The organism is Terriglobales bacterium, assembly GCA_035624455.1.
Taxonomy (GTDB): Bacteria; Acidobacteriota; Terriglobia; order Terriglobales; family Acidobacteriaceae; genus DASPRM01.
This window is the reverse complement of record DASPRM010000069.1, coordinates 21,405-32,652: the sequence shown is the minus strand read 5'-3', so window position 1 is coordinate 32,652 and position 11,248 is coordinate 21,405. Positions and strand designations below refer to the sequence as shown.

11 protein-coding genes are annotated in these 11,248 nt (G+C 57.6%); 6 read left to right on the top strand and 5 right to left on the bottom strand.

The features are described 5' to 3' along the window. Window positions 1-348: 348 nt before the first annotated feature. Both VEG30_07675 and VEG30_07670 read right to left on the bottom strand, forming a co-directional pair. On the bottom strand, window positions 349-690 hold the full coding sequence (locus VEG30_07675) for a nitroreductase family deazaflavin-dependent oxidoreductase (protein HXZ79792.1): 342 nt from the start codon (window positions 688-690) through the stop codon (window positions 349-351). A gap of 14 nt (window positions 691-704) precedes the next feature. After that, the gene (locus VEG30_07670) at window positions 705-947 is read right to left on the bottom strand and encodes a hypothetical protein (protein ID HXZ79791.1); all 243 of its coding nucleotides are present in this window, start codon (window positions 945-947) and stop codon (window positions 705-707) included. Between the two features lie 123 nt (window positions 948-1,070). Between VEG30_07670 and VEG30_07665 the strand changes: the two genes are divergently transcribed. The 4 genes from VEG30_07665 to pheA all read left to right on the top strand — a co-directional run bounded on the left by VEG30_07665 (window position 1,071) and on the right by pheA (window position 5,322). Next, complete coding sequence (locus tag VEG30_07665; GenBank protein ID HXZ79790.1) at window positions 1,071-1,571, top strand: N-acetyltransferase; 501 nt, start codon at window positions 1,071-1,073, stop codon at window positions 1,569-1,571. Window positions 1,572-1,658: 87 nt separating this feature from the next. Beyond that, window positions 1,659-2,393: a hypothetical protein gene (locus VEG30_07660; GenBank protein HXZ79789.1), complete on the top strand. Its 735-nt coding sequence runs from the start codon at window positions 1,659-1,661 to the stop codon at window positions 2,391-2,393. A 68-nt stretch (window positions 2,394-2,461) separates the two neighbouring features. Continuing rightward, the gene (locus VEG30_07655; protein HXZ79788.1) at window positions 2,462-4,501 is read left to right on the top strand and encodes a hydantoinase/oxoprolinase family protein; all 2,040 of its coding nucleotides are present in this window, start codon (window positions 2,462-2,464) and stop codon (window positions 4,499-4,501) included. Between the two features lie 14 nt (window positions 4,502-4,515). Then, window positions 4,516-5,322: a prephenate dehydratase gene (gene pheA / locus VEG30_07650; protein HXZ79787.1), complete on the top strand. Its 807-nt coding sequence runs from the start codon at window positions 4,516-4,518 to the stop codon at window positions 5,320-5,322. Between the two features lie 249 nt (window positions 5,323-5,571). Here the strand turns inward: pheA and VEG30_07645 are convergent, their stop codons facing one another. After that, window positions 5,572-6,186 carry a hypothetical protein gene (locus tag VEG30_07645; protein HXZ79786.1) on the bottom strand — a complete coding sequence of 205 codons (615 nt, stop codon included), beginning with the start codon at window positions 6,184-6,186 and terminating at the stop codon, window positions 5,572-5,574. 462 nt (window positions 6,187-6,648) lie between these two features. On the opposite strand from VEG30_07645, the gene lon reads away from it, so the two are divergent. Further along, the gene (gene lon / locus VEG30_07640) at window positions 6,649-9,105 is read left to right on the top strand and encodes an endopeptidase La (protein HXZ79785.1); all 2,457 of its coding nucleotides are present in this window, start codon (window positions 6,649-6,651) and stop codon (window positions 9,103-9,105) included. A gap of 140 nt (window positions 9,106-9,245) precedes the next feature. On the opposite strand, the gene VEG30_07635 is transcribed toward lon, so the two are convergent. Beyond that, window positions 9,246-10,085: a DUF1326 domain-containing protein gene (locus VEG30_07635; GenBank protein HXZ79784.1), complete on the bottom strand. Its 840-nt coding sequence runs from the start codon at window positions 10,083-10,085 to the stop codon at window positions 9,246-9,248. 309 nt (window positions 10,086-10,394) lie between these two features. Here VEG30_07635 and VEG30_07630 point away from each other — a divergent pair, with 309 nt between their 5' ends. Continuing rightward, a complete protein-coding gene (locus VEG30_07630; protein ID HXZ79783.1) occupies window positions 10,395-10,688 on the top strand; it encodes a hypothetical protein in 294 nt (97 codons plus the stop codon). Between the two features lie 296 nt (window positions 10,689-10,984). On the opposite strand, the gene VEG30_07625 is transcribed toward VEG30_07630, so the two are convergent. Next, window positions 10,985-11,116, bottom strand: coding sequence for a hypothetical protein (locus VEG30_07625; GenBank protein ID HXZ79782.1), 132 nt, complete (start codon window positions 11,114-11,116; stop codon window positions 10,985-10,987). Between the last annotated feature and the right edge of the window lie 132 nt (window positions 11,117-11,248).

Here is an 11,248-nt window from a genome sequence, read left to right as displayed (position 1 = left end):
CCGCGCCGATAGCGTCGCCCCGTCACCCGCGCCAAGCGCGTGCATGCGGTTGCCGATTCCGTAATCGCTTCCGGCCACGCTCCTGGCTCCCGCTCCCACCAGCACCGATACCTACCCCCTACCGCCCAAAGCCCGCGCCGTACCCCTTCCGTCCGCGACGCCGTAATAGCTTCCATTTCAGGCTCGGGAACCCACGTCGATCACGTAAGGGGGTGTATCACTTTTCCCCTTCATATAAGAAGACCCCCCATCTGTTTGACTGCCCTCGCAACTGGTCCGTAAACTGGTCCGCCCAGGTCTCGAAAAGCGCGAGGCCTGGGGCACCCCCTCAGGATGAGAGCGCACGTTCTAGTTGTTACATCCTGGAAGCGTTTTTGCGGGACATAGCTCCACCACCAGACCGTCGCTCCAGCCATATTTTTCGCGGAACAGTTGCTGAACGTCGCGATTCAGAGCGGCATCGGCGCTGGCATCGACAACGCGGGCCCGACCCTCGAAGGCTGCACCTTTCACCGAGAAGTGGACGCGGGGATCCGCACGCAGGTTTTGTACCCAGTGGGCTGTGTAGTATTCAGCGATCACGTAATAGCAGCCATCGCGCTGTGCGAACCACAGCTCCACCTCACGTGGCTGGCCGCTGCGGCGACCGGTGGTGATCAGCCGCAGGAATTCCAGTGGGTTCTGCCTCAAAGTTTCCCCGGCGGCTAGGCTTTCAGTTTGAGTTTGGACTTGTTGTCCTCTAAGAAAGCTTTCAACTCATCGGCTTGTCCTAAGAGCCGTATCCACTGTTCGTAGTAGAGCGTCACCGGGAATCGGCCCAGACCATAAACGCTCACCGCGCCCTTCTCGCTGATGCGGAATTCAAGCGAACCTCCGCGGCGTCCTTCAACTTGCTTTTCCAGTTGGGCCAATTTTGCTTTCAGTTCTTCATAGCTGGGCTCAGTCATGGCTCCTCGCAGGTCCTCTGAATGTAATCGATTCCTAGGTCTCTGGGCTAGATAGATGTAAATGCGCGTTTGGCCTGGCTTCCTTTTTGGTCGGGCATCGATTGACGCCTTTACAATGCTGGAGTGGATATTCGCATCCGCGAGTCGCGCCCGGAAGATTTCGAGGCCTTGTGGCGTCTGGATCAGGAGTGCTTTGTACGTGGTATTTCCTATTCCAAGAAAGAACTGGGCTGGTATATGAAGATGAAAGGTGCATTCACGCTGGTGGCGGAACCCGAGATCGCGAAAGAGAAACCATCCGGGGAGGGGCAGGAAGGAAGGAGGGCGGCCGCGGAAGTGGCGGGCTTCATCGTTGCTCAGGATCTGGGAAAAGGCATGGGGCACGTCGTCACCATCGACGTGCAGCCGCAACTGCGGCGCACTGGAGTGGGGCTGAAACTGATGCAAGCCGCCGAGCAGCGCCTGCAAGGGGAAGGCTGCCACACCATTTATCTGGAAACCGCGGTGGACAATGACAACGCGATCCGGTTTTACAAGCGTCTCAGCTATTTCGTTTTGAAAGTCATTCCCCGCTATTACCTGAACCGGATTGATGCTTTGCTGTTGGCCAAGCGGCTGGAATAAATGTGCGAATTGGAAATCAAACCTGCATGTCGGCTCGACCGGGGCACGTTTCCAAGATGCTAGAATCCGCTGTTTTCGTGTGACCCTATGCTTTTGCTTGCTGCCATCTTTGCCGCCGGACTGCTGCATGGGATTGGACCGGACCATTTGGCGGCGATCTCGACCTTCGGATTCGCCGTAGGCCACAACTTTCGCCGCGTGGTTTTCTTTGCCATGCGTTTTGCCGGTGGCCATGCGTTAGTTCTTGGAGCAGCCGGCGTGCTCGGGCACTTCGGGCGCATGTTGTTATCGCCGTCATGGGAGCGGCGCTTCGATCTTGCTGGAGGCGGGCTTCTGGTCTTCACCGGAGTCCTCGCGCTGTGGGCGTTGATCACGGGAAGGGTGAAAATTCACGAGCACGGCCACACACACGGCGCCGCCCATCACGGCCACTATCATCTGCATCTGGGAGTTGGTCATGCGCACGCACCGGCTCAAGAAAACAGGCGCCCAGAGCAGCATCAGCATCTGCACGGCGGCCTGGCCGCGACTTTAGGTATTCTCTTTGCCCTGGGAGGAACCCGCAGCTTGATCGCGGTGGTGCCGATTGCGATCTCCCAGACCCTGGCAATCACCATTCTGCGAGTGAGCGTGTTTGTGCTGGGCATCATTGTTTCCATGGTCGGCTATGCATTCCTGACCCAGCGGGCATTTTCCCGCCTCACGGCCAAAGCCCAGTCGGTTGGGCGAGCGCCGAGATTCCTGCTGGCTTCCTCTTACCTGCTCGCACTCTTCTGTATCGTTGCGGGACTGATGACCATCCGTGAGCGGCTGCTGGTCTGATGATGGCCGCTGGAAGCCGTCACCAGTCTGCTGTTCGCAGAATCAGTCCTCGCCCAGGCACCGCCGAGTTGCGCGTAGCGATCGATACAGGGGGAACTTTCACAGACTGCATCTGGGTGGAAGATGGCCGGGTACGGATGCTGAAAGTATTTTCCACTCCCGCCGATCCGTCGGAAGCCATTGCCAGTGCCCTCACGAAAATCATAAGCCGCAGCGCTCCGGTTTTGCTGCACGGAACTACCGTCGGCACCAATACCGTGCTGCAGCGCAAGGGAGCCCGCGTTGCCCTGGTCACGACGGCGGGGTTCGAAGATGTGATCGAGATCGGACGGCAGGCCCGCCCCCGCCTTTATGACTTCTTCTTCGATCGCGTGCCGCCATTGATTCAAAGAGAGCTGCGCTTCGGCGTCGAGGAACGAACCAGCCCGGAAGGCAAGATCGTGAAGGCTCCGGATCAGCAGGAACTGGAGCAGCTGGTGGATTCAGTTGAGGCAAAAAAGCCGGAAGCGATTGCTATATCCCTGCTGTTTTCGTTTGCAAATACGCAGAACGAGTGTGCTGTGGCGGAAGCGCTGAGGTGCCTGGGGCTGCCGATTTCTGTGTCACACATCATCCTGCCGGAGTTCAGAGAATACGAGCGCACCAGTACGGTGGTGATGAATGCGTATCTCCAGCCAGTGATGGAGGGATATCTGCGGCGTTTGTCGGAGCGGGTGGCCCTTGGAATAGGGCAAGAATCGCGGGACCGGCAAGCAACCAATCCTTCGGTCTTTGTGATGCAGTCCAGTGGAGGAATTACTTCGCTGGAGTCGGCGGCGCGTGAGCCGGTGCGCACGGTGCTGTCCGGCCCGGCGGGGGGAGTCGTGGGTGCTTCCACCATGGGCCGCCGCAGCGGCTTCCACAAGATCATTTCGTTCGATATGGGCGGTACTTCGACGGATGTAGCGCTGGTAGATGGGGAAGTGCGTGCCAGCAATGAAGGGGAAATTGCCGGCCTGCCGGTGCGGGTGCCGATGCTCGACATTCATACGGTGGGAGCGGGAGGCGGATCCATCGCTCGGTTCGATCTGGGCGGGGCCTTACGAGTGGGACCAGAATCGGCGGGCGCCGATCCGGGCCCTATCTGCTATGGCAAGGGTCAGGAGCCGACAGTCAGCGATGCTAACCTGCTGCTGGGACGCATGCGCGCAGATCGTTTCCTGGGGGGAGAATTCCGCCTTGAGCTGGAAAGCACCCATCAAAAAGTGAAGCATTGGCTGCACGAGAGACAACAGCAGTTAAGTGTGGAAGAGTTCGCTGCCGGCGTCATTCGGGTGGTCAACGCGACCATGGAGAAGGCTATTCGCGTGGTCTCGGTCGAGCGCGGCCACGACCCGCGGGATTTTGCGCTGGTGGCGTTCGGCGGAGCAGGCGGACTGCACGCCTGCGAACTGGCAGCCGCACTGAACATTCCGCACGTGGTCATTCCCGCCTGGCCAGGAGCCACATCCGCTTATGGGATTCTGGTAAGCGACATCGTGAAAGATTACTCACGGACATTGTTGCAACGCGTAAGAATGGCGCCCGCCTCAGGAAAGCAGCGACAACTGCTCGGCCGCGGGGAGTTCTCCCACTTCCGTGGAGAACTCGAAAGGCTGCGCCGCATGGCTACGGCAGATTTCAAACGCGAAGGTTGGCCCGGGAAGATTGAATTTCTGGCCACTGCCGATCTGCGTTACCACGGCCAGGGTTTCGAGCTGAATGTACCCTTCGGGCAGGAATTGTGTGAGAGCTTCCATCAGGAGCACCAGCGTCATTACGGATACAGCAGTCGCGATCGGGATCTGGAGATCGTTACTCTGCGCTTGCGCGCGCGGATACGCGGTCAGCAGCCTCCCCGACAGAGAATGGCGTCCCGAGTAGCAGCAGAAAAGCAGCACGCGTTGGTGTACTTTGGCGGCCGGGCTGTGCGCACGGCAGTCCACGACCGCGAAGGGCTGGGGACAGGACGGAAGTATGCTGGTCCAGCGGTAATCACAGAGTACAGTGCAACCACGGTTGTGCCGCCAGGAATGGGTTTCCGAGTTGATGTGGCCGGCAACATTGTTATTGGTACGGGTGGAAAGTGAGGACGACTGCCGCGATGAAGGTTGCGATCCAGGGGGAGCTGGGCTCGTTCAGCGACGAAGCCGCACAAACCTTTCTGCCGGGTTGCAAGGTCGTGCCCTGCGCGGTTTCGGCCGAGGTATTCGACAAGCTGGATTCGGCGGCAGCAGCGGCAGCCCTGATTCCGATCGAGAACTCCCTGGCAGGTTCAGTCGCCGAACACTATGACCTGCTGCTGGTCCGCGAGGTTTTCATTCAGCGGGAATTCCGACTGCGCATCCGGCATAACTTGATGGCGGCGCGTGGGGCGCGCCTGGCGGACATCAAGGACGTTTTATCTCATCCGGTGGCGCTGGCGCAGTGCCGTGACTTCTTCCGTAAGCATCCCAGGCTTCGAGCGGTGCCGTTTTACGATACCGCGGGCAGTGTAAAACACATCATGGAGGGGAAGCTTCGAGATGCCGCAGCCATCGCGGGAAAACAGGCGGCACATGTCTATGGCGCCAGCATCCTGGTGAAAGGACTGGAGGATGACAAGCAGAACTTCACACGCTTTTTCCTGGTGCGGAAGCAAAAACGTGCGCTGCCGAGGGCAAACAAAACGTCGGTGGCATTCTCATTGCGCAATGTGCCAGGGGCTCTGTTCAAGGCGCTCAGTGTGTTCTCATTGCGCGACATCAATCTGACAAAGATTGAATCCCGGCCTCTGCGAGGACGCCCTTGGGAATACGTGTTCTATGTAGACTTTTTGCGTGGCGACGATGAGCCTGCCCGTAACGCACTGCACCATCTGGCCGAGATTTCGGATTTCGTGAAGGTGCTGGGGATTTACCCCGCAGCATAAATCCAGGCAACCACTTCCCGCGGCGAGGAATTCAGGAGAGTTGAACAATAGTCAGGGGAGGGTGGTTTTGAGAGGATGGTACGTTACGACCTGGCGCAGTTCACACTGGAAGTGTGATCCGGGGCTGTCGGCATTGCGGTGAACGAAAAAAGCCGCCAAAGAACTGGCGGCTTTTCTCGACCTCCCGCAGAAACAGTGAACTGGTGAACTGTCGAGCAATCTGGAAGCCGGCATCCAGACTGCTTAGCTTTACAAGTCCCTCGGGCAAGTGCAGGTGCCCTTACCACTACCCAGGAACTGGACAAAGGAGCACGCCTGACCCAGGAAGGAGAGTTCGTCCTGCTGCAGATCGGCAGTCGCAAATTCTTCTTCCGTGGTTACCAGAACGCTGCCCCCGGGGTTTTGCAGGTGAGTCGCGAACGCCCGCAAATCCGGCGTTGGCACGGGGCTGGTGGCGTCGCAATTCGCCTGGTTATCGGAAACGATCTTAATCACCCCGTCAGTAGGCGGCGGGAAACCGGTAAGCGGGTTGGACGTGAGGTTATTGTTTACCGAGAGAATGAGCAGGCCGTTTGCTGTAATCGGGCAGGAGCAGCATTCGGTCATCTCCTGATTGGAATCGAACACGTAAATGTCCGCACAAACCGTGCCGTGGTGGGCACCCAGCGGCGTTCCTTGCTCACCGGGGTTGATGATGCGGACAGTCTGATCGGGAATCACCACGGCTGCCGTGATGATTTTTGCGTTCTCCCGGTTGGAGTAGTAAGTGAGTTGATACACGTCACTGATGCCCTGCGCGAAGATCAAACACGAGCTGGCAAGAACTATCAGCAACAAGACGGAGGCGTACAACGCTTTTCGCATTCGGGGAACCTCCTGATTGCTTTCCGGCCATGCTTAAGGAAAGCTAATTGGGCGGGAGGCTATACCCGGATTTTCTGCGGAGCTAGTCTGCGAAGGAGTTAGGCAGAATGCGCTAGCCCGCCTAAGCTAGCCACAATGAATTAGCCCCACCGGCTAATCAGGACGCTCTGCTGGGACCATGGCAGTCAATCGGGATAGATGAATGCAATTGGGAGCAGCCCAGGATTGAACTTCGCTGTTATGCTGCCGCCTCTAGGGAGGTCGTCATCTCAATGGGCCTGTTTTCTTTCCGGGTGCAATTACGGAATGAGTTTCACTTTTGGTTGGGACAGGCACATTGCGGAGGGGCACACCCCGATTTACAATCCCTCGGCCACGAAGAGAAGTGGGGAGATTGCGGAGTGCATCTTTTGTGCCGTGAGGGTCATCAAAAGTTGAGTATAGTTCACTCAAGGGAGCTTTATGGCCAATCCATCGCGCAACTTAGAGCGCAAAGAACCAGCTCCTAAAGAACCGGAAGGGCAGGCGCATCGAAGCCTGCCGGTGCTGCCGGTCAGGGACACGGTATTGTTCCCGCACGCGGTTTTGCCACTCACCGTGGGGCGTGAGAGCTCGGTTCAACTGATTAATTCTCTGGGAGAAGACAAGACCATCATCGTCGTGGCGCAGAGGGAGGCGCGGGTGGATAGCCCGCAGCCAGTGGACCTCTACACCATCGGAACGCTTGCAATCGTTCATAAGGTCGTAAAGATGCCGAATCAGAGCCTTTTCGTTTTTGCGGAAGGTCTGGAGCGGGTTCACATCACCGAATACACGCAGTTGGCACCCTTCATGACGGCGGTGACCAGTGCGATTGGGGAGATCGCTCCCTCCAAGAGCGCCGAGCTGGAGGCGCTGCAGCGTAACGTGCTAACCCTGTTCCAGCAGATTGTCGCCGGCTCCCCGACCCTGTCAGATGAGCTGGCCACGGTGGCGATGAATATAGAAGAGCCGGGGCGGCTGGTGGATTTCATCGCATCCTCACTGCCAACGCTTTCCAGCCGTGACAAACAGGAGGTTCTGGAGACTGCGGACGTTCGTGCCCGGCTGGACAAGATTAATCAGCACCTGGTGAAAGAGCTGGAGGTTCAGCAACTGCGCAACAAGATCCAGTCTGAAGTTCAGGATCGGGTGCAACAGACGCAGCGTGAGTTTTATCTGCGCGAACAGATGAAAGCCATCCAGAAGGAACTGGGTGAGGTTGACGAGACTACCAAGGACACCGAGGAGCTGCGGCAAAAGATCGAGCAAGCGGGCATGCCGGAAGAGGTCAAGAAAGAGGCTATGAAAGAGCTTGGCCGGCTGGCTCGCATGTCCCCTATGGCAGCCGACTACGGGCTTACCCGCAATTACATTGAATGGCTGGCGGTCTTGCCCTGGAGCAAGTCTTCAGGCGTAGAAGTGGATATTCTCAAGGCGAAGACCATCCTGGATGAAGACCACTATGACCTGCAGAAGGTGAAGGATCGCATCCTTGATTACTTGTCGGTCCGCCGCAACAAACCGGCGATGAAGGGTCCAATCCTGTGCTTCGTGGGGCCTCCTGGGGTAGGTAAGACTTCTCTGGGTAAGTCCATCGCGCGTTCCCTGGGACGCAAGTTTGTGCGCATCTCGCTGGGCGGCGTACACGACGAAGCGGAAATCCGCGGGCATCGCCGCACCTATATTGGAGCGCTACCAGGACAAATCATTCAGGGCATCCGGCGGGCGGAAACCAACGATCCGGTGTTCATGCTGGACGAAATCGACAAGGTGGGACGCGATTTCCGCGGCGATCCTGGTTCCGCGCTGCTGGAAGCGCTCGATCCCGAGCAGAACTCAACCTTCCGGGACAACTACCTGGATGTGCCGTTCGATCTCTCCAAGGTGCTGTTCATTACGACCGCCAACATGCTCGACACGATTTCCGAGCCGCTGCGCGATCGTATGGAGATCATCGAGCTGCAGGGCTACACGGAGGACGAGAAGGTTCACATCGCGAACCGCTATCTGATCCCGCGGCAGATCGACGAAAACGGGCTGGAAAAGGACCAGATCGAGTTTCCCGAGGAGTCGATCCGCTTCATTATCCGGCACTACACGCGGGAAGCGGGTGTGCGCAATCTGGAACGGCTGATTGGAACGATCTGCCGCAAGCGGGTGCGGCGTCAGGCTGAAGGCCGGCACGAAAAGCTGGTAGTCACGCCCGACATCATCCAGACTCGCGAATTTCTGGGTGGAATCAAGATCCGCGTGGACACTGAAATTGCCGAGCGCACCAAGCGCCCCGGCGTGGTGGTGGGACTTGCCTGGACGCCCTCGGGCGGAGACATCCTTTTTGTCGAAGCCACTGCGATGAAAGGCAAGGGCGGACTGAGCATTACAGGTCAGATTCAGGATGTGATGCGCGAGTCCATGCAGGCAGCGCTAAGCTGGGTGCGTTCCAACGCCGGCAAGCTGGGGATCGATGAGGAATTCTTCGCTAATCACGATATCCATATCCATGTTCCTGCGGGTGCGATTCCCAAAGATGGTCCGTCGGCTGGGGTGACGATCGTGACGGCTCTGGTTTCGCTCTTGACCGGCAGGCAGACTCGGCCGTTGACCGCCATGACGGGAGAAATCACCCTCAGCGGGAATGTGCTTCCGATCGGCGGAGTGAAGGAGAAGTTCCTGGCGGCAAAGCGTGCCGGCGTGCACGACATCATCTTCCCGGCAGAAAACAAGATGAACGTGGAAGAGGATTTGTCGCCAGAGCAACTGGAAGGCGTTAACGTGCACTACGTCTCGACGATCGATGAGGTGCTGAACCTGGCACTGCCGTCATCGCCAGACGAAGTCCGCAAGGACGCCGAAGAGCGCGAGCAGGTGCTGAGCGGCGCGGGAGTGCCGGCAGCGTAAGCAAAGCGACTGAGGAGCTAGTTCCGAGGCCAAAGAACCTGGCCCACTCAAGCCGGAAGAGGGCTGGAGTGGGCCATCCAAGTCACAAAACCGCCGCATTTTCCAAGGGATCTTTTCGGCTGATCGACTCCTGGAGAATTTTACTCAACCTTCATATTGGCCTTGGAGATGATTTCTTTCTGCTTGTCGGTCCAACTTCCGGACATGTCGCCGTGTTGGATCAGCAGTTCTTTGTTTACGTACATCTCCCGGGTGGTGTGGAAGAACTTGAAGTTGGCCTGACGACCGGAGTGGTCAAACTCCCGCTTCAAATCCTTATCGTGATACTTGAGGACCAGGTTGTCGGCGTAATGAATCTCATTGCCCCACTGGTCCATTGCCGGCAATGTGTGCACGGGGTTGCCCTGCGCATCGCGCTTGAGGAACGCCTTTTCCTGCAGGATCCCAGGAATGGTCAGGGTGTAGGTCTGTTTGTCGGTGGATTCGGTGAAGCGCAGAGGCACTACCTTGACACTTTTCACGGCGTTGCTTGAGCCGCCCCAGTTGGAGAACATGTAGCCGAACATGTCCATGAAGGCCTTGCGTTGTTGTGGTGTGGTCTTGTTGTCGAAATAAACGTTCGCGTACGCCCGCTCTGGCGAGCTATCGATCAGGTCGCCGATGATGATCACCTTTAGGCCATCCAGTTTCTGATTGCCCCAGTGTCCCTTCTGGATGTAGGCGAAGTCGGCGGCATCACAGGAATGTTCCTTGGTGTCGGGATGACCATTGGACCGGCAGGGACAGGCATACTTGGTGCAGGCGCACTCGGTCCAGCCGATACCCTGGACGTCGAAATCCGGCGGCTCCGGCGTCTCGGCCTTGGCAGATTGAGTTTGCTGGTGTGCATGGGAAGCGGCGTTTTGAGCCGCAGTCGCCAGTGCAAGGAAGAAGCAGGAGCTGGCCAGGCAAATCAAGGCCAGCAGTCTGGAAGCCTTCATCTCTCCTCACTCCCTTTCAAAAACAATGCGGAAGAAGCTTAGGAAAGCCGGCCACCATAGTCAACGGTTCTTCGTGGCTGGTTCATGCTGCGATTTCGCGCTCTGCGAGCGGGTTTTCAGCTATTTACCTTTTTGCAAGTAGCCTGTTATCATCTAGTTATGAATAATTTTGAATATTCTGTTACTACCAAGGCCAAGCCTCGGGCGGCCTGGGATATCTTTTCGAACTGGCGGAGGTGGCACACCTTCGCGAACATTTATGGCAGTCTGCGTTGGTGGAGGGGGGAGCCCTGGCAAGTGGGAAGCCGCATGCAGATCGAGATCCTTCAACCTGTAGTGGCGATGGTGGACCACGTCATCACCAGCTGTGAACCTGGACGGAAAGTTTCCTGGCTGGACCACGCGCTTGGCGTGACCCTGGAGCAATGGGTCCTCTTCCACGAACTTCCCAAAGGCAAGGGCACCGAGATCGAGACGCGGGGTGAGTTCGTCGGTCCTGCCCTCGACATTGCCGGACGCACAGTTGGTCAAGTTCTCACAGAATTCACCCACACGTGGTACGGAAACTTCCGCGCCGTATGCGATCAACTGGCGGTGGAGTAGTGTCCTGGTTTGAATCTCCTTACATGAAGAAAAAACGGCGGGGGCTGTAGCTGCTCAGTGTAGCGGCGGGGATTCCCTGGGTTGATTGTCGTGGCGGGCACCTGATAGGAAGTACGAAGTGAGATCGGGTGAAGTGCGAATTGTCTGGTCGCTATTTCACCCGATCAAACGTCTAACTTACCTGATGGGATGAGGCGTGAAGCGACCGGAGCATTGCCCGACGCATCATTTCTGCTTTACGACTCACATTTCTGACTGAGCGCATGCGGATGTGGCAGAAAATCCGTACTTCTGAACTAAACCGCCATTGCCACGATGAGGCCTATGCAGCGCTTGTGATTGCGGGTGGGTACGAAGAGGCCGGAGATCAGGGACGCTTCAAGGTAAGCGCCGGTACCGTCGTCTTCCACGATCAGTTCGAAGCTCATCTGGATCGGTTTTCCAGTGAGAGTGCAACGGTACTCAATCTTTGGCTGCCTAGCGGCTGTTGCTATACGGCTGGGATTGCAAGCGTGACCGACCCTGACCGTGTGGTGGGGATGGCGGAGCGGTGCTGCCGA